Raw genomic sequence first — 18,498 nt, 5'->3', positions numbered from 1 at the left:
TTTAGTGACAGTTACTTAATTGCGAATTCTCCGGAGAATTAAGTAACTGTCACTAAATTATCACGGGCAGGCTCCGCCGCACGGGCAGCAAAGCATGCTTCCTTCCTGGCCTCCGCCTCCGCCGGTGGTCGCGATGTTTCCAGTCACCATGTACTCGGCCCAGACGCCGGCGATCAAGGTGGCGTAATTATTGGCGCCGCAGTTGGTGGTGCCTGTCGTAAATCCCGTGATGGTGCAGCCGGTTTGCGTGGCCCGAAGCCCTGAGGTCTGCAAAGGAAGATTAGAGGCAGAGGCGGTGGGAGCTCCCCCAATTCCAACATAACCGCTCCCGTCCATGACAAGCCTAGGGGTGTTCGAGGCTCCGGTGGCGAGGATAAGGCGGCCCGCAGGAGAGCGCATCACTATATCGTTGACCGTGCTTCCGGTGGCCCAGGCCCCCGCCGCCGTCACCCCGGCCACCGTGCCGAGCTCGGTGTTGGAGCTGTTGATGATCTTGATCGCGGGAGAAGCCGATCCTCGCACCGCCAAGCCCAGCATGCTCCCGCCCGCGTCCAAGGTGGTTTTCGCGGTAAAACCTCCGCTTGAATGCAGGCTCGTTGTGCCGATGCCGAGGTTTCCGCCGTCCCTGGAAAGATAGGTATTGTTGGTCGCGATGAGCTGGGTGTATATTCCCGAGGGCGCGGGATAATACGTGGTCAAGGTCACCGATTCCGTGGCAAGCTCGGGCGCGAAGACCGATAGAAGCAGGCCGGCCAAGCCCCAACGCACCAAAGCCGGGGTAACCCGAATATCGAGGCGGAGATTCAACTCGGCCATACCTTCCGTGAGTTTAACAGGCCCGATCGGTTCTGTCAATATCGCAAAATATCCTTTTATTGCATAGATTTTCAGGCATATAGGTGTTATAATCAGCCCCATGATCGAGCGGCTCAAGACCGCCCTGCCGCCCTGGACCCTGGGCGCCTTTTTTGGGCTTCTGAGCGCCCTGTTTCTTTCAAGGCAATACGACGCCAGCGCGTTCACTTATGTCGTGGTCGCCGAGGAGGGACTGTGGAAAGTCCACCAAACGGCTCACCCCCTTTACGTCCCACTGCTGCGCGGCGTGGCCCTGCTGCTGCGCGCTCTGGGCTTCCAGGGCAAGCTCCTGCCCGTCTTTCAACTCCTAAGCCTGCTCGCCGCCGCGGCTTGGCTGGCGCTTCTGTGCAGACTCTGCCTGAGATTCACGAAAACCCCGTGGGTCGCCGGCGCGGCCGCTCTGGCTTTGGCGGCGCAAAGGCATCCGTGGATTTTTTCCATGCAGACAAAGCCTTACATGCTGGGAGCCCTATTGGCGACTGCGGCCTTGCTGGCGCTGACGGCGGAGAATAACACAACGAAACCTCTCCCCATACTACTCACTGCGCTGGCCGCTGGATTCGATATGGCCAACCTAGCTCTCATCCCTTTGGGAGCCTGGCTCTTGAGGCGGCGCGGGCCCGGCCAAGCCTGGGCTTTCGCCGCGATCTCCGTCGGGCTCTGCGGGCTCTACGGCTTCACGATGCCGGCTGGCCCTCTCGCCGCGCTAAAGGCCATGTACGCGCCTCCCCATTTCGAGAAAACCTCTCTCTATCGAAATCCCGATTTATTGGCCATGCCGCTGGTCTACGCGCGCTGGCTGGCTGGCCGCCTGCCGGAGTCTCTTTTCGTCCTGCCTGTTTTTCTCTCGGCCGCGCCCGCCGCCCGGCGCCTTTGCTCCGACGCCTGCGCACGCCGGGCCTTCTCATGGGCGGCGGCTATTTTCGCCGCCTATTCCGCCGTTTTCATCCTATTCCATGCCGCGGACGACTATGCCTTCTGCGCCGCCCTCGGCCTCCCCCTGGTTCTAGCCGCTTTGGCCGACCGCGTCCCCGCGGGCAAGCCGCTCTTGGCCGCGGGGACGCTGGCCATCGCGGGCTTTTCCTTCTTCACGGCCATATTCCCGCGCTCCCGGCCTTGGCGGGACCCCATCCAGATCGAAGGAAACTTCCTCCTGGAAAAGATGGGCTCACGCGATCTGCTGGCCATGGCCGGAGCCCCGGACTGGATATTCGGCTATCTCTACCGGGACCGCCTGCGCATGATCCGCTTCGACGCGGGCTCTGGGCAGAGCGCGGCATTTTCCGCCGCCAAGCTTGATATCCACGCCCGGGCATTCGGGGAAATCTCAGGCACTCTCAAGAGAGGAGGACTCTGTTTTCTCGCGGCCGATAGCTACTTTCGCCCAAGCGACGTTTTTTCAAGCCCGGAGATAGACGCCTACCAAGCCCGCGTGCAGAGGGAGCTCTTGAAGCGTTTCCGGCTTGGGCCGCCGCTCATATCGCCCCAGGGCCAATGGTATGTGCCGATTATGGCTAAATAACGACGGTCAGCATATTCAAGGCTTCTTGAGCTTCCTTGAGCAGATGCAGCTGGGAACCCGGAGAGAGGGCCCCTGGGCGCAGGCCGTCGAACAGGCAGGAGAGGGCCTCGGGAATATCCAGATCATGGGAGAGGGCGTCGCGGAAGCGTTTTTTATAGCCGGCCAGCCCCGCCTGGCTCGGAGCCGAGCCTCCGTAATGGCGAGACAAACGCTGGGCGATCTCCTCCAAGCACTCCAGGTCGTGGCGCGCCGCTTCCAGCGCCTGTGGAGAAAAATCAAGGGGCTTGCGGTAATGGCTTTTCAGGCAAAGGTAATCCATGGGCGCGGGACCGAAACCACGGGCCTCGGCCTCCTCCCAACTTAGGCTCCCCGCTATCGCATCAGGGTTGATCCTCAGCCATATCCGAGTGCCCGGCTGGGGAGCGGAAACTCCAAAATAGATCTCGGGGGGGCGGCCGCCCTGCTCCAGGCTCTTGTCGTTGAGGGCATAGCCCAGATAGGAGAATATCGGGGCCAGCCGCGAGCCCAAGGCCTCCGCGCGCAGGAACACGAGGCTTCCCCTGCGAGGCAGCGCCTTCTCGAACTGCACATCTATGCAGGGCGGCGCGGCGGGCTCAAAGCGCTCGCTGCGGCCAGCCAAGGCGTTGTAAAAGGAGAGAATCATGACTCCAGGCCATTTTAACATTTACCCTGCCAGCACTTAGGGCTCGCAATGAAATAATATGACCAACTGGCCGGGGCAATTTTGGAGCGAGACGAGGATCGAGGAGCGAGCATACCCGCAGCGGTATGTGAATGACGAGGGACGAAGTCGCAGCCCAAAAGTACCCCGGCCCTCCGGGCAGGCCCATCTTCGGCCGATTTCTTCGTTGCTCGTTGGTCACAATGCGCTGCGGCATTGCTCCCTCCTCGCGCCTCGAAATCAACTCGAAGCTGGGCCTGCCAGTTGGTCATATTATTCCATTGCGAGCCCTTACGCCCCGGCCGGATTTTGCTAAAATCCGGAGCAGGAGACATGATTTCATCTTTGCCCGCCGCCTTCTTTCTCGCCGCGCTCCCCGCCGTGGGCGCGCAGCAGTATTCAAAATCCTCTCAGGGCTCCTCCTCAAGCGGGAGCCAGTCGGGAGGCTCGTCGTACGGTCAAGGCTCGTCCTATTCCACCCAAAGCTCATCCCCCTCCTCGTCCGGCGCGGCGCAGGAAGCTCCGGCCGAGGTCGTGGGGGGCTCTTTTCGCAGCTCCCGCTATGAAGCCGAGAAATCCGGACAGCAAGGAGCGCAGGACAAGGCCGAAGAATCCAAAAGAGAGCCCTTCGCCGAGCCGCTACCCCCCCAGGAAGCCATGAGCCTGGGCGACGCCTGGCACAACTATAGAACCGTGCTCGGCATCTATCTTTCCCGCAACGGACTGAAACTCCGCGGCCTGGACAAGTCCTCCTTCACCGAAACCGCCCCGGGCCGCTACAGGGCCGTGGTCCGCTTTCAGAGCAAGAATAGCAAGACAATCCGCGAAGCGGAGATCACGGCCGACCTTTCCGGCCCCTCCTGGGACGTGACGAAGGTCGAGCTGAAAAAATCGCGCAAGGGACGACCCTGATGGCCTACCGCTATCCCGAAAGCCCGGTGTTCTACCGCGCCTTAAACCGGGCTTTCCCCAAAATCGTCAAGGGCGAAGGTTGCTGGCTCGTAGATGAGAACGGCAAGCGTTACCTGGACGCCTGCGGGGGCGCTTTCGTCGCGAACCTCGGCCACGGCGTGGTCGAGATCTCCCAAGCTCTCGCCGCCCAGGCCGCCAAGGTGGCCTATGTCAACGGCACTGCCTTCACCAACGAGCCCGCCGAGGAGCTGGCGCGGGAGCTCTCCAGCCTCGGCCCGAAGGGCCTCGGCCATTGCTATTTTCTCTGCAGCGGCTCCGAGGCCGTGGAGGCGGCGCTCAAGCTCGCGCGCCAATATTGGGCCGAGATCGGCCAGCCCGGGAAGACGAAAATTATATCCCAAAGCCCGGGCTATCACGGCAACACCTTGCTTGCTCTCTCCGCCTCGGCCCGCGGCCATTACAAGAAATTGTTTTCCTCTTGGCTTGTGCCCGTGCCCATGATTGCGGCTCCCTACCCATACCGGTGTTCCTGCGCCGGGTTGTCTGGCAAGGAAGATTGCCCCGATTGCTCGGGAGACTCCCTGGAAAAGGCTCTCATTAAGGAAGACCCCTCGACCGTCGCCGCCTTCATCGCGGAGCCCGTGGGCGGCTCCTCGACCGGGGCCTCGGTCCCGCGGCCCGATTATTGGCGCCGCATCCGCGAGATTTGCGACAAACATGATATTTTCTTCATCGCCGATGAGGTTTTGACCGGGGCCGGGCGCACGGGGAAATGGACGGCCCTCGAGCATTACGGCGTATCCCCGGACATAATGATCCTGGGCAAGGGCCTGAGCGGAGGCTACGCCCCCCTTTCGGTCATGATGACCTCGGACCGGCTCGCTGAGGCCGTGGCCTCGGGTTCCGGAAGCCTCAAGCACGCCCAGACTTTCTCGCACACCCCGCTCATCTGCGCGGCCGGGCTGGCGGCGGCGAGATATATCAAATCCCACGGCCTTATCGAGCGGGCCGCGAAAACGGGAGAGATTCTTCAGGCCCGGCTCAAAAGCCTCCTGGACCTGCCCGCGGTGGGGGACGTGCGCGGTATCGGGATGCTGGCCGGAATCGAGTTCGTGTCGGATAAAAAGACGAAGAAGCCCTTCGACCGGAGCCGCCGGATGGCGGAAACTTTCGTGGACAGGGCTCAAGAAAACGGGCTCGTCTTATGGCCCAACGTGGGCCAGGCCGGCGGCGAGAATGGAGATCTCGTCATGGTGGCACCCCCTTTCATCATCGGAGAGGACGAGATCGAGGAGATTGTCTCCCGCTTTAAGAAAACCCTATCCGAGACCATGGAGCTACTATGACCACCGCGGCACCCTTCAAGATCACCTACACCTCGGCCAACGCCGACATGGGAGAGTTCCACCGGCTGTTCGATGAAGCCTTGGCCCGCGTCCGGGCCAAGGCCGGGAAAGAGCACCCGCTCTACATAGCCGGCAAGCCGGTGAATTCCTCCTTGGAACCCATCACCGACCTCTCACCCATTGACACCGCCCTTGTCTTGGGAAAATTCGCCTCCGCCGCCCCCGAACAAGTGGACCTCGCGGCCAAGACCGCCTGGTGCGCGCAAAAGGCCTGGCAAAAGGTCGCCTGGCCCGAGCGCCTGAAAATCCTGCGCCGCGCGGCCGGCCTCATCCGCGAGCGCAAATACGACATCGCCGCGGTCATGAGCCTCGAGGTCGGCAAAAGCCGGATGGAGGCCATGGGAGACGCTGAGGAATCCGCCGACCTCATAGATTATTACTGCGCGCAGATGGAGGAAAACAAGGGCTTTGTCCGCCCCCTGGGCAAGCTCCTCCCGAACGAAAGGACGGCCTCCGTCCTGCGCCCATACGGCGTATTCGCCTGCATCGCCCCCTTCAATTTCCCCATGGCCCTGTCCACGGGGATGTCCTCGGCCGCCCTCATCGCCGGCAACACCGTCGTCTACAAACCGGCCCAGGACACGCCTTGGACCGGGCTCATGCTCTACGAATGCTACCGCGACGCCGGAGTCCCCGGAGGGGCCTTCAACTTCATCACCGGCAAGGGCTCCATCGTGGGCGACGCCTTCTGGAATCATCCCAACGTCCACGGCATCGTATTCACCGGCTCCAAGGAAGTGGGCCTGCGCATGGTCAAGGAATTCAACACCCAATGGGTCAAACCCACTCTCATGGAGCTGGGCGGAAAGAACCCGGCCATCGTCATGGACTCTGCCGACCTCGACATGGCGGCCGAAGGGATCATGAAGTCCGCCTTCAGCCTTCAGGGCCAGAAGTGCTCCGCCTGCTCGCGGGTCTACGTCCACGAGAAAGTCGCGAAGGCTTTCCTGGAGAAGCTGCTGGAGAAGACTTCGGCGATCAAGAAGGGCGATCCCACCCAGAGGGACGTTTTCTTCGGGCCCGTGATCAACGCCAAGGCCGTCAAGACGTTCGAGGGAGCATGTGCTTCCGCCCTTCAGGGCGGAAGAATTCTTGTGGGCGGCCGCCGCCTGAGCGGCGGTTCCTTTGACAAGGGTTATTTCGTCGAGCCCACCATCGCCGAGCTCCCTCTCGGCCACGAACTATTCTTCCGGGAGCTATTCGTGCCGTTTCTCAGCGTCGGCGTGGTGAGCGGCCTCGATCAGGCCATCACGGAGTCCAACAAGGCCGAATACGGACTCACCGCCGGCATTTTCACAAAGAACCCGGAGGAGATCGAGAAGTTCTTCGATGAGATCGAGTCCGGGGTCTGCTACGCCAATCGCCGGACCGGCGCCACCACCGGGGCCTGGCCCGGGGTGCAGGCCTTCTGCGGCTGGAAGGGCTCGGGCTCGACCGGCAAGGGGGGCTGCGGCCCCTACTACGTCCAGCAATTCATGCGCGAGCAAAGCCGCACCGTCATGGAGTGACCATGCCAGTCAAAATTTCCCAGGATTACCCCCGCATCCTCGTCTCCCCTCCCGGCCCGCGGGCCAGGAGAATCATCGCCCTTGACAAGGAATGGGCCTCCCCTTCCTATATTAAGGAATACCCCCTGGTCATGGCCGGGGGCCAAGGCGCCATGGCCGAGGACATGGACGGCAACCGCTACATAGACTTCATGGCCGGCATCGCGGTCTCCTCCACCGGCTACAACCATCCCAAAGTGGTCCAAGCCGTGCAGGAGGCCGCCGGAAAGTTCTTCCACATCTGCGGCACGGACTTCTATTACGAGGGCATGGCCCGGCTCTGCGAGAAGCTGGCGAAGCTCGCCCCGGGGAAGGGCAAGAAGAGGGTTTTTCTCACCAACTCCGGCACCGAGGCCGTGGAAGGGGCGGTCAAGCTCGCGCGCTACCACACCGGACGCTCGCACCTCATCGCCTTCGACGGCGCCTTTCACGGGCGCTCCTACGCGGCCGTAACCTTGACCGCGAGCAAGTCCAAATACAAGACGGGCTTCGGGCCGCTTCTTCCCGAGGTCACTCACCTGCCCTACGACAACCCCTACCGGGGGGTCGAGGGCCTCGAGGCCGCCAAGCGCTTCTTCGAGAGCAAGGTTTCCCCCCGGGAGGTCGCCGCGGTGTTCATCGAGCCCATCCAAGGAGAAGGAGGCTACGTGATGCCCAGGCCGGAGTTCCTGAGGGCATGGCGCAAGATTTGCGACGACAACGGCATCCTTCTCGTCTTCGACGAGATCCAATCCGGGGTGGGCCGGACAGGGGAAATGTGGGCGGCCGACTATTTCGGGGTGGAGCCCGACGTTCTCCTAACGGCCAAGGGGCTGGGCTCGGGCATGCCCATCGGCGCCATCGTGGCCAAGGAAAAAGTCATGACCTGGCCCCAGGGCTCTCACGGCACGACCTTCGGCGGCAATCCCGTCTGCTGCGCCGCGGCTTTGGCCACCTTGGACCTGGTCGAGGGCGGGCTTCGGGAAAACGCGGCCAAAATGGGGGAGCGGCTCCTCTCGGGACTGCGCCGGTTGCAAAAGAAACACGCCGCCATCGGCGACGTGCGCGGGGTGGGCCTCATGATCGGAGTGGAGTTCGTCAAGAACAGGAGTACCCGCGAGCCCGATCCCGGGCTCGTGGGAAAGCTCGAGCGATTGGCCTTCAAGAAGGGCCTCCTGTTGCTTTCTTGCGGCAAGTCCGTGATCCGAGTGGCCCCTCCTCTCGTCCTCAACTCCTACGACGTGGACACGGGGCTTGCGATTTTAGACGACTGCTTGACCAATCTTTCCTGAAGTTATCCACCAAAACTCCCCGGGAAGTTTTGGTGGATAACTTGCATTGACCCGCCCAAGCCGCTACAATTTCCCAATGAATATCATAGTTGCCGCTTTAAGCGCTTTCCTATTGGCCGCGCCTTCCTTAGTGACCGCCGCGACAATTGTTCCGGGACCCCAACGGAAAAAACCTAAAACCAACGCCCAGGAGACTCTGATGAACCCGCAAAAAGCCAACGAGAAGGCCCCCGCCAAATTCAATGCCCAGTTCTCCACCAGCAAAGGGGACTTCACCGTTGAAGTCCACCGCGAGTGGTCTCCTCTCGGAGCAGACCGCTTCTACAATCTGGTCAAGGCCGGCTACTACGATGACTGCGCCTTCTTCAGGGCCATCAAGGGCTTCATGGTCCAGTTCGGGATCAACGGCTCGCCCGCGGTCAACGCCCAGTGGAGCAAGGCCCGCATCCCGGATGACGAACCCATCGGGGCTCAGTCCAACGCCCGGGGCTTTCTAAGCTTCGCCATGGCGGGGCCCAACACCCGGACCACCCAGCTTTTCATCAACTACGCGGATAACTCCAACCTCGACGGAATGGGATTCACCCCCTTCGGGAAGGTCACCGGGGGGATGGACGTCGTGGACAAGCTCTACCAGGGCTACGGAGAGGGCGCCCCGCACGGCATGGGCCCGGAGCAGGGACGAATCCAAAGCGAGGGCAACTCCTATCTTAAGGGCGAGTTTCCCAAGCTCGACTACATCAAGGCCGCCAAAATCAAAGGCTAGTGTAGTGTCCCGGAAATAACTGAACAATGGCTGGGGCTAGTTTGGCCGGATTCAAGGCGCGAGAAGCGAGCATACCTGTAGGTATGTGAGCGCCGAGCAACGCGGAAGCCGGACAAAATAGCCCCAGCCCGGAGGGAAGGCCCATCTTTGGAGCATTTCGTCGTTGCTCCTCGGTTACAGGCCTCGGCCTGCGCCCTCGTCGCGCCTAGAACTGTTCTCAAATCTGGGCCTTCCATTGTTCAGTTATTTCCGGGACACTACACTAGCGCTCTGGCTAGCGCCCAAGGACGGCTTGAGCCATATCTTCCAGATAGCCCGGCAAGCTGTCCCAATCTCCGTTGGTCGCGTAGATCCAGGCAGCGCTCCGGGGATAGGCGCCAAGGAGCTGCTGAGGGCTGGGCTCATGATGCAGCAAAACCAAGGAATGCTCCGGCTTCTGCGCCCATGGCTCCAACATCGCCCTGAGACCTCTTTCAGCTCCGAAATCCTTCCCCGCTCTTTCCATGATACAGGCGATTCTCGAACCTTGCGAGCCTTGAACCATCTCCTTAAGATAGCTCATATACTCCCAATAGCCCCCGGCGTTGTATATGATCATTTTATTCCTCAACGCATCCGCGGTCGCCTTCAGGGGGGCGTAGCGCTTGCGAAACTCTTTTTGCTGTTGGGCCAGGCTCTTGCCCTTGGAGAATTCCTCCTTCAGTCCTACCTCATCGAAGAAGAACCCGTCCAAGGCCGGGACGTACCTGTGCCACTGCGCGACATCCTTGGCCGCGGCCAGGATGGCCGCGCCGTAATCCGTCCTCGCATAGCCGAGCACCTTGGTGTTGTATTTATGGAGCTCGGCCACGAGTTCGCGATAAAGCTTGAGCTGCGCCGCCTCAGAGCCGGGGCCGCTGCTGGGATTGATGATTATGACCAGCTTCGCCTCGCTGTCCTTGTACCTCCTTGACAGAGACTTGAGCCTTTCCCAATATTCGAACTGCCTGGGATTTCCGTAGTCCTTGGCCTCCGGGCCGGCGTAGTAAATATAGGCGGGTACAATCATCCCGCGCTCGCCCGCCAAAGACGAGGCCGCCATCAAACCTACAAGAAACGCCGAGACCCAGAGGGAGCGCATCAGGAGGCCTTAAACTCGATGCTGACATCCTGGCGCTCGGCCTCCGCGACCTTGAACATCTCCTGAGCGGAAAATCCCATGCTTCTAGCGAAGAACATGTCCGGAAAGCTTAGGATGCGGATGTTGTAGACGTTCACTGAATCGTTGTAGAATTCCCGCCGGTCGGCGATCTCGGACTCCAGGCTCGTGATCCGAGCCTGGAGCTGCTGGAAGGAGGCCTGGGCCTTGAGGTCGGGGTAATTCTCGGCCAAGGCGAAGAGCTGGCGAATCGCCCCCTGGAGTTCGCCCTCGGCCTGGCCCTTCTGTCCCGGCCCCGAGGCGCGCATGAGGGCCTCCCGGGCCTGAAGGACCTTGTCGAAGACCGCGCGCTCGTGGTTCATGTAGCCCTCGCAGGTCTTGATGAGCTTGGGAAGCTCGTCGTGCCTTTGCTTTAGGAGGACATCTATATTGGCCCAGGCCTTCAAGATGTTGTTCTTGAGGGCGACGAGGCCGTTGTAAATGGTCATAAAGTAACTGAGCGCGACTCCCGCGAGCATCACGAAAACCAAGAACAGAACCAGCGCCATGTTTCCCCCTTACCTTTTGAACTTGAATTTGAACATAAATCCCGCCGCAGCCCCGCCTGCCGCCAGCACCACCACCCAAGATGGGGAGAGCTCCTGCCGGAAGGCCAGCCACACCCCGAGCGCGAAGGCTCCCAGCCCTGCGATCAGCGCGGCCAGGCTCATGAAACCGCCATTCTGCAGGAGCTCCTTCTCTAGCGCCGTGGACACGATCATGGGCTGGTCCGCGGGCTTTTTTACGATCAAATCGTCCTCCACAGGGTGAGAGGCGGCTGCGTCTTTGGCTCGAAATTCCTCCTCAAGCTTGGCGTAAAAGGCGTCCCATTCCATGGGATCTATCTGACCATTCTTGTCGGCGTCGGCCATTCGCTTCGGATCCTTCTTGGCCTCCTGGAGAAAGCGCGAGAACCTCGCGCCGCGCTCGGCCACGTGGTCGGCGGCGCGGGTGAGCTCTCCCAGGACGTAGAGCGGGTTCATCTCGTAAACCGTCTGCTGCTTGACGCGCATCTTGCTCCCCGGGCCCGAGCTCACGCCCCAAGTCATGAGGACCGGGGCGAGCCTGGGCCAATTGCTGTCGGTGATATGGAGCACGTATTCCTCGGCCGTGAGCTCGGCCCCATGCGCGTCAATGAGCACTCTCCCCGTCTCATCCTCCAAATAAAACAATCCCGGGGAGCATATCTCTCGAATATCCCGCCAATGCGAATTCTTTCCGCTCTCCACGAACTCCTGAACGACGGACTTCCACCAACAGCACGGCAGGCGCGAGATGGGGTCCAAGAGCTCGAATTTCCTCCTCGCCCGCCCCGAAAGCTCGACAAGGCCCATCGCGGCCGAGCGCACCTTCGAGGTCGGGGTGTTCTCGATGAGTCTTTTCCTGCGGATGGAGTCGAGCCCCCACGCCACGGCGGCCGGCCCCCCCACCAAGGCGTAGAGCATCAGCTTGAAGTTCCCATCGGACATTCACCAGGATATAGCAGGAATATAGCCGTTCATCAAGAGGCGGAATGCCGCTATTGACTTTTCCCGGTTTCCGCCCCATCCTTCGAAAGAATGCTCATGCTCAAAGCAAGACAGCTCATCATAGTCGCGAGCATTATGACCAGCGCCAATCTCGCTTTCGCTAAAAGAGAATTCTACGATGCTCCTCAAAGCATGGCCGCCTGCAAAGACCGCCGGCCCGCCGGGTGGCCGGAGGAACAATGTCTGCGCGCGCGCAAAGCCACGGAGATTTTCTACCGCCTGATGGCTGCGACCGGGCTCGACACGGCCAAGGTGCGTATAGTGTTCAACAATTCCGATGAAGTAAACGGCAGAATGGGCCATTACGAACGATTGGAGATCAATGGCGGCCTTCTAATAAAACCCATTCCAATGATTATGGAGATTATGTCCCATGAAATAGGACATTGGATCCAAATGATAAAGGGAATTCGGGAAGAGAAAATCCGCCGGCACACGAGCGAGCAGTTGGAGGCCCAGGCGGACTGGCTGGGGGTTCGACTGGCGGCGCGGGCCGGCTATGCGCCGCAACTGTGGCTCTATGGGCACGCGCGCGTCTGGGGCTGTAAAAAGACGATGCGGGACCAGATGCCGTTTATGCATCCCTTGGATGAGGATCGTTGGGTCAACATAAAAAGCAAACTGAATCAGCTCGAATCATGGGCCGCAGGGCGCAGGGAAGACCTAAAAGCCACGCCAGAGCCCATAGTCCCAGGATCCCCTCGGATTTTCAAAGAACAGGGGGATATCGCGCGCGGTACGCCGGTGACTCAAGATGAAGCCGTCAAGCAATGTAAAGATTTTATTTCCTCCATAGAGATGAGCGGAGCTGTCACGAGAGTTTTTGGAGAAGGCAGCGACAAAACCCTTCCCGCTTCTCATCTCGAAAAATGGCCTCCCCCGTGGGCGCCTGGCGACCCTCCGCCCTTCTAAGGCAAGTCTCTCTGCCATTTTTAATATAATCTAGTTCTTGAGATTCCAGATGCACGGTCTTAATTCCAAACTCGCCACGATGAAGGAGGCTGTCCAATCCTTGGTCAAGGATGGGGACACGGTTCTCATAGAGGGATTCACCCACCTTATCTGCTTTGCCGCTGGCCACGAGATCATCCGCCAGGGCCGCAAGAATTTAACCCTCTGCCGCTTGACCCCCGACCTCATCTACGACCAGATGATCGCGGCGGGCTGCGCCAGGAAACTCGTGTTCTCCTGGGCCGGAAACCCCGGGGTCGGTTCGCTCCACGCCTTCCGGCGCGCAGTCGAGGCCCGGCCCCCCAAGCTTGAGATCGAGGAGTATTCCCATTTCGGCATGGTGGCCCGGCTCTCGGCCGGAGCCGCGAACCTCCCCTTTTGGCCCTTGCGCAATTACGAAGGGACCGACATTCCGAAGGCCAACCCCCTCATCAAGGGCGTGGACTGCCCCTACACGGGGGAGCGCCTGGCGGCGGTCCCCGCCCTGCGCCCCGACGTCTGCGTCGTCCATGCCCAGCGCGCCGACAAGAACGGCAATACCCAAATCTGGGGCCTCATGGGCGTGCAGAAGGAGGCGGCCTTCGCCTCCAAGCGCGTCATCGTGGCGGTCGAGGAGATCGTCCCCGAGTCCGTGATCCGCTCCGACCCCAACCGGACCCTGATCCCCGGCCTGCAGGTGGACGCGGTGGTGCGCGAGCCCTGGGGGGCGCATCCCTCCTACGCCCAGGGCTATTACGACCGAGACAACGACTTCTACGCCCAATGGGACAAGATCGCCCGGGAAGAATCCTCCCTTAAACGCTACTTGGACGAGTTCGTCTACGATGTAAAGGACCGCGCCGAATATATGAGAAACCACCCCGGCCTGGCTGAGAGACTTAAGGCCAAGGAAATGGTTTGCGGCGGCGTGAATTATGGCTACTGAAGAACCCGCCGCCTTGGCGGCGAGGGATTATACCCTCGGAGAAATTATGGCCGTGCAGGCGGCTCGCGAAATCAAGGACGGCGACGTGGTCTTTGTCGGCATCGGCCTTCCCAATCTCGCCTGCAATTTAGCCCGCGCCACCCACGCCCCCAACATGACCCTCATCTACGAGTCGGGGGCCGTGGGGGCGGTTCCGGAGCGCGTCCCCCCCTCCATCGGGGACCCCGCCTTGGTCACTGGCTCGCTCATGGTTTGCAGCATGTCCGATGTGTTCCAATGCTTCCTGCAGAACGGCAAGATCCAGGTGGGATTTCTGGGCGGGGCCCAGGTGGATCGCTGGGGAAACATCAACACGACGGCCATCGGACCTTACAGCGCTCCCACAGTGCGCCTGCCCGGCTCGGGAGGGGCCTCTGAGATCGCCCTCCACGCCCGGCGCGTGCTCATAGTGTCCAAGCTCGACAAGCGCGCTTTCCCTGAGAAGGTGGACTTCATCACGAGCTCCGGCAAGCGCGTGAAGAAGGTCATCACCAACATGGCCATTCTCGAGCCGGACGAAAATACCGGGGAACTCCTCCTCACAGCACTTTATCCCGGAATTTCATTCGCGCAAGTCCAGGAAAATGTTGGCTGGAAACTCTCCGCGCAGCCCTCCCTGGGCAAGATCGATCTTCCGACCCCGCAAGAGCTCTCACTACTGCGGGAGAAACTAGACCCCCAACGCCTGCACATCAAATAACCCATGGCCACCACCATCGACAGCAAGCAAATCATATATTCCATGGTTGAGGTGAGCCGCATCCATCCTCCCAAGAAACAAGTCTTGAAGGACATCTCGCTTTCCTTCTACTACGGCGCCAAGATTGGAGTCCTCGGCGACAACGGCAGCGGGAAAAGCACGCTTTTGCGCATCATGGCCGGCGAAGACCCCGACTACGTGGGAAAGATCACCATCTCCAAGGGCTACACCGTCGGCCTTTTGGAGCAGGAACCTCGCCTGGATTCTAGTAAAACCGTCAAGGAGCTGGTCGAGGAGGGCGTCTCCGAGATCAAGCAGCTCTTGAAGGACTATGATGACATCAGCGAAAAGCTTTGCGGAGAGCTCCCTCCCGAGGAAATGGAGAAGCTCATGAACAAGCAAGGGGCCCTCCAGGAGAAGATCGAGGCCGTGGGCGCCTGGGAGCTCGACAACCGCCTCGAGCTGGCCATGGATGCCCTGCGCTGCCCGCCGCCCGACCAGCTCGCAGCCCAGCTCTCGGGAGGCGAACGCCGCCGCGTAGCCCTGTGCCGTCTCCTCCTGCGAGAGCCGGACATTCTTCTCCTAGACGAGCCCACCAACCACCTGGACGCCGAGTCCGTAGAATGGCTCGAGGAACACCTGCGCCAGTACAAGGGCACCATCATCGCCGTGACCCATGACCGCTACTTCCTCGACAACGTGGCGGGCTGGATCCTTGAGCTTGACCGCGGGGAGGGCATCCCCTGGAAGGGCAACTACGCTTCCTGGCTCGAGCAGAAGCAGGAGCGCCTGGCCCGGGAGACCAAGGCCGAGTCCAAATACCAGAAAACCTTGGCCCAGGAACTCGCCTGGGTGCGCATGGGAGCCAAGGGCCGGCAGGCCAAGAGCAAGGCCAGGCTCAAGGCCTACGAGGAAATGCTGGAACAAGGCTCCGAGAAACGCGCAGAGGACCTCGAGATCTACATCCCCCCGGGCCCGCGCCTGGGAGAAGTAGTCATCGAGGCTCAGGGAGTCTCCAAGGCCTACGGCGAGAAGCTCCTCTTTGAAAACCTTTCGTTCAAACTTCCGCCTAACGCCGTCGTGGGCGTAATCGGGCCCAACGGAGCGGGAAAAACCACCTTATTCAGGCTCGTCACCGGCCAGGAGAAGCCCGACAACGGCTCCTTCAAGATCGGGGAAACCGTAAAGCTCGCCTACGTGGACCAAAGCCGCGAGAGCTTAAAGCCCGACCAGAACGTCTGGGAAGCCATCACCGATGGGCTCGACACCGTCGCCTTGGGCAAAAAAGAGGTCAACTCCAGGCATTACGTCTCGCGCTTCAATTTCTCGGGCTCCGACCAGCAGAAGCTGGTGGGCTCGCTTTCCGGCGGGGAGCGCAACCGCGTTCACATGGCCCGGATGCTCAAGGCCGGCGGCAACGTCCTCCTCCTCGACGAGCCCACCAACGACCTCGACGTCCACACCTTGCGCGCCCTCGAGGAGGCCCTGACCAACTTCGCTGGCTGCTGTGTCGTCATCAGCCACGACCGCTGGTTCTTGGATCGCATCGCCACCCATATCCTCGCCTTCGAGGGCGACAGCCAGGTCAAGTTCTTCGAGGGCAACTACTCCGACTACGAGGAAGACCGCAAGCGCCGCCTGGGCCCCATCCAGCCCAAGCGCATCCATTACAAAAAGCTCACCCGGAGTTGATGCCTCCCGCTGGGCAATTCCTAGTCTACGGCTACCCCCTGCTTCTTGCGGCTCTTTTCCTTTCCTGGCTTCTATTGGCTTTTCTGCAATTTGGTGTGGAATTCGGTAACTGTCACCGAATTGAACTCGCCTGCCTGGGCGGAATTTTCGTCGCTGCACTCTCCCTAAGACTTCTCTGGCCGCACCGCCCCCAAGTCTATTTCGACGAGTTCGAGCACGCCGACATCGCCGCCAACCTGGCTCGCCGCGGGGCCTTCGCCGAGTCTTGGGCCGGGGGAAGCCCGGAGCTCTCCGTTCTCAAGACCCCGACCTGGCCCGGAGGTTTCCACTTCCTGTTGAGCCTCATCTTCCGGGCCTTCGGCCCGAGTTGGGCCGCGGCCGCCGGCCTCAACGCCCTGTTGGCAAGCGCCTCCATCCTCCTCATTTTTTGGGCGGCGCTCCTCGCCTGGGACGACTGGCCCGCCGCCGCGACGGCGGCGGGCCTGCTGGCATTCTCCCCTCTCCACTTGAGGTTCTCCACCTGCGGGGACCTCACGGCTTCCTCGCTTTTTTGGATTTTGAGCGCGCTCGGCGCCTTTTTTCTCGCCCTCCGCGAGAAAAGCCTTAAACGCTATCTCCTGCTTCTGACAAGCCTTGCCATCGCGGCCCACACGCGGCCTGAAAACCTCCTCCTCTTCCCGGTCTTGCTCGGCTCGCTGCATCTTCGAGGCCAAGCGCCTGGAGGCAAGCCGGCGCGCGCCGCGGAAACGATATTCATCGCGAGTTCGCTCCCCATACTACTGATTGCCTTCGTCAACCATTCGCAAGGACTCCCCGGTTACGGAGAGTCATTCTCTTCCACTTTCGGCCATCTGGCGCGAAACATCCCGAGAAACCTCCTTTATTTCCTGCGCCAGCCAGGATTTTCCCTAATGGTCATCCCGGCCGCCATCTATGGCGCGGCCTCCCCAAAGGCCAAGGGCGGGCAGGCACCGCTCTTGGCGCTGGCTCTGGGCTACGGACTTCTCTATAGCGGCTTCTTCCGCGGGAACTTCAATCTCGGAGCCGAGTGCCGCTACGCGCTAGCCCCCATGATTTTCATCTACATCTTTGCGGGGCTCGGGCTTTCCGCCGCTTCCAAAAGGATGGGCCTGGCGGCCCTTCCCGCCCTGGGGATCGCGTTCACGTCTTTTCTAAGCGCGAGCCAATATCGCTGGCAAAAGGAGTCGGCCTTCGACCAGGAGTATCGGTTCATGCTGGAGTCGTCAGCCAGCCTGCCCTCCGGCGCTTGGATCATCGCCTACTCCCCGCCCGCCGTTCTCTCCGTCATGAGAATGGCGAGCATCAGCCCCTATCTGATCCTGGAGCAGCCCGAGACTTGGCTCAAACATCTGGAGGGAAAGGAGGCGGTACTGTTCAAGGACTGCTGGTGGCATGAGCGAGCGCGGGACTCCGCGCCAGTGGAGGCGATTCTACGGCAAGCCTACGACTTGCAGCCCCTCCGCACGGCTCACATCGGTTCGAAGGACTTCTCCTTCGAGCTGCTCATCCCCAAGCGCCTCAAATAGAACTCGTCGCCTCGGTCTTGACGCAGGTCCAGCAGCAGAGAAGCTGGCACTCTATGGTCTGCCCGCACTTGGCGCAAACCCAGGCGTCATGGGCCTGGGCTTTCGGAGCCTCCACCGCGGCCGCGGGAGCAAGAATGGCGTTTTCCATGATAAACCTCATCCAAAGGATGCGCTCATTCTAGCTCTCTGCGTTCTCGCGAGCGTGGGCCCCTTGGGCTGGGGAGGCAAGGCAATAGTCCTATAAATTTCTAGGACTATCGGGCATTAAAGGCGGAAAGTTTAAGGAGCGGGGCGGGCGAAAATCAAGTATTCTTCTTCCCAGTCGCGGCGGAACGTTCCTGCTTTTGTTTTCTGATCTTTCCAGCGCCACTCATGGACCACCTTGCATATGAGGGTTGCTTTAGTGTGAAGGCGGCATTTAAAGGACAGCTTCTCCCCTTGACCCGAATCAAATTCCGAGTTCGCCACCCAAAAATTAACTGAATTACTCTCGAGCCACGAACCTTTCAGAGGAAAAGAGTTTTTGAAACTCATCCAATCGAGTTTGTGATGCGAGAAACTGTGCAAATACTCATTATTAGCATCATACCGCGCAAAGACCAATGATCCGCCTCGCAGCCTTTGAACTGAATCGCGGTAAACCTCCACCTGAAGCTTCCACACCTCGATCTCTTTTCCGCCTCTTATAAATCCGCCCATATCGCTAGAATAAGAACTATTATTTCCAGCTAAATCGTAAGCGCCGGCGGCTCGCTCCCAATTCCAAAAACCCAAGGCCTGCCCCATCTCAGCCACCTTCCGCGTGACCTTGGGCAACGAATCGGCCTCGGGCTTTGCCCCTTGCGCCAACGCGATGGAATAAAAACAGGAGAGAATCATGAAAGATAGAAATATGTTCTTCATATGACTATTTTATCGAATCCATGCCGCGCGCAACTGGGCCAAAAGGGCAAATTCCCCAGGCTAAAGGGCCTAGT

At 60.4% G+C, this 18,498-nt stretch carries 18 protein-coding genes; 11 read left to right on the top strand and 7 right to left on the bottom strand.

The genetic code is table 11. The features are described from left to right. Nucleotides 1-60 precede the first annotated feature (60 nt). Entirely contained in the window at nucleotides 61-816 is a 756-nt protein-coding gene (locus tag HY921_02490; GenBank protein MBI5629735.1) for a hypothetical protein, read from the bottom strand. 100 nt (nucleotides 817-916) lie between these two features. Here HY921_02490 and HY921_02485 point away from each other — a divergent pair, with 100 nt between their 5' ends. Beyond that, nucleotides 917-2,377, top strand: a complete 1,461-nt coding sequence (locus HY921_02485) for a hypothetical protein (GenBank protein ID MBI5629734.1) — start codon at nucleotides 917-919, stop codon at nucleotides 2,375-2,377. Here the strand turns inward: HY921_02485 and HY921_02480 are convergent. Continuing rightward, complete coding sequence (locus tag HY921_02480) at nucleotides 2,370-3,041, bottom strand: hypothetical protein (GenBank protein ID MBI5629733.1); 672 nt, start codon at nucleotides 3,039-3,041, stop codon at nucleotides 2,370-2,372. The genes HY921_02485 and HY921_02480 overlap by 8 nt on opposite strands. A 351-nt stretch (nucleotides 3,042-3,392) precedes the next feature. Here HY921_02480 and HY921_02475 point away from each other — a divergent pair, with 351 nt between their 5' ends. The 5 genes from HY921_02475 to HY921_02455 all read left to right on the top strand — a co-directional run bounded on the left by HY921_02475 (nucleotide 3,393) and on the right by HY921_02455 (nucleotide 8,961). Continuing rightward, nucleotides 3,393-3,971 (top strand): hypothetical protein, encoded by a 579-nt coding sequence (locus HY921_02475; protein MBI5629732.1) that lies wholly within the window; start codon nucleotides 3,393-3,395, stop codon nucleotides 3,969-3,971. Continuing rightward, entirely contained in the window at nucleotides 3,971-5,317 is a 1,347-nt protein-coding gene (locus tag HY921_02470) for an aminotransferase class III-fold pyridoxal phosphate-dependent enzyme (protein MBI5629731.1), read from the top strand. Before HY921_02475 ends, HY921_02470 begins: the two co-directional genes overlap by 1 nt. Next, nucleotides 5,314-6,885, top strand: coding sequence for an aldehyde dehydrogenase family protein (locus tag HY921_02465; GenBank protein ID MBI5629730.1), 1,572 nt, complete (start codon nucleotides 5,314-5,316; stop codon nucleotides 6,883-6,885). Before HY921_02470 ends, HY921_02465 begins: the two co-directional genes overlap by 4 nt. 14 nt (nucleotides 6,886-6,899) lie before the next feature. Continuing rightward, the gene (locus tag HY921_02460; protein ID MBI5629729.1) at nucleotides 6,900-8,195 is read left to right on the top strand and encodes an acetyl ornithine aminotransferase family protein; all 1,296 of its coding nucleotides are present in this window, start codon (nucleotides 6,900-6,902) and stop codon (nucleotides 8,193-8,195) included. 199 nt (nucleotides 8,196-8,394) lie between these two features. Then, nucleotides 8,395-8,961, top strand: coding sequence for a peptidylprolyl isomerase (locus HY921_02455; GenBank protein ID MBI5629728.1), 567 nt, complete (start codon nucleotides 8,395-8,397; stop codon nucleotides 8,959-8,961). Nucleotides 8,962-9,235: 274 nt separating this feature from the next. Here the strand turns inward: HY921_02455 and HY921_02450 are convergent, their stop codons facing one another. Genes HY921_02450 through HY921_02440 form a run of 3 tightly spaced genes read right to left on the bottom strand, consistent with a single transcriptional unit; the run spans nucleotide 9,236 to nucleotide 11,607 of the window. Continuing rightward, the gene (locus HY921_02450; GenBank protein MBI5629727.1) at nucleotides 9,236-10,081 is read right to left on the bottom strand and encodes a hypothetical protein; all 846 of its coding nucleotides are present in this window, start codon (nucleotides 10,079-10,081) and stop codon (nucleotides 9,236-9,238) included. Then, nucleotides 10,081-10,647 (bottom strand): LemA family protein, encoded by a 567-nt coding sequence (locus tag HY921_02445; GenBank protein MBI5629726.1) that lies wholly within the window; start codon nucleotides 10,645-10,647, stop codon nucleotides 10,081-10,083. Before HY921_02445 ends, HY921_02450 begins: the two co-directional genes overlap by 1 nt. Before the next feature lie 9 nt (nucleotides 10,648-10,656). Further along, nucleotides 10,657-11,607: a hypothetical protein gene (locus HY921_02440; protein ID MBI5629725.1), complete on the bottom strand. Its 951-nt coding sequence runs from the start codon at nucleotides 11,605-11,607 to the stop codon at nucleotides 10,657-10,659. 90 nt (nucleotides 11,608-11,697) lie between these two features. Here HY921_02440 and HY921_02435 point away from each other — a divergent pair, with 90 nt between their 5' ends. The 5 genes from HY921_02435 to HY921_02415 are packed head-to-tail and all read left to right on the top strand — an operon-like array spanning nucleotide 11,698 to nucleotide 17,521. Beyond that, nucleotides 11,698-12,579, top strand: coding sequence for a hypothetical protein (locus tag HY921_02435; GenBank protein MBI5629724.1), 882 nt, complete (start codon nucleotides 11,698-11,700; stop codon nucleotides 12,577-12,579). A gap of 49 nt (nucleotides 12,580-12,628) precedes the next feature. Further along, nucleotides 12,629-13,543 (top strand): CoA transferase subunit A, encoded by a 915-nt coding sequence (locus HY921_02430; GenBank protein MBI5629723.1) that lies wholly within the window; start codon nucleotides 12,629-12,631, stop codon nucleotides 13,541-13,543. A 46-nt stretch (nucleotides 13,544-13,589) separates the two neighbouring features. Continuing rightward, entirely contained in the window at nucleotides 13,590-14,282 is a 693-nt protein-coding gene (locus HY921_02425; GenBank protein ID MBI5629722.1) for a CoA-transferase subunit beta, read from the top strand. A gap of 3 nt (nucleotides 14,283-14,285) precedes the next feature. Further along, nucleotides 14,286-15,974 carry an energy-dependent translational throttle protein EttA gene (gene ettA / locus HY921_02420; protein MBI5629721.1) on the top strand — a complete coding sequence of 563 codons (1,689 nt, stop codon included), beginning with the start codon at nucleotides 14,286-14,288 and terminating at the stop codon, nucleotides 15,972-15,974. After that, nucleotides 15,974-17,521, top strand: a complete 1,548-nt coding sequence (locus HY921_02415) for a hypothetical protein (GenBank protein ID MBI5629720.1) — start codon at nucleotides 15,974-15,976, stop codon at nucleotides 17,519-17,521. Before ettA ends, HY921_02415 begins: the two co-directional genes overlap by 1 nt. On the opposite strand, the gene HY921_02410 is transcribed toward HY921_02415, so the two are convergent. Further along, on the bottom strand, nucleotides 17,514-17,669 hold the full coding sequence (locus tag HY921_02410) for a hypothetical protein (protein MBI5629719.1): 156 nt from the start codon (nucleotides 17,667-17,669) through the stop codon (nucleotides 17,514-17,516). The genes HY921_02415 and HY921_02410 overlap by 8 nt on opposite strands. Nucleotides 17,670-17,800: 131 nt before the next feature. Then, nucleotides 17,801-18,424 (bottom strand): hypothetical protein, encoded by a 624-nt coding sequence (locus tag HY921_02405; GenBank protein ID MBI5629718.1) that lies wholly within the window; start codon nucleotides 18,422-18,424, stop codon nucleotides 17,801-17,803. Nucleotides 18,425-18,498: the final 74 nt, after the last annotated feature.

This window comes from Elusimicrobiota bacterium (genome assembly GCA_016218575.1).
In the GTDB taxonomy this organism is placed as follows: domain Bacteria; phylum Elusimicrobiota; class Elusimicrobia; order UBA1565; family UBA9628; genus JACRDN01.
Note: the sequence above shows the minus strand (reverse complement) of the source record. Positions and strands in the feature narration are given on the sequence as shown.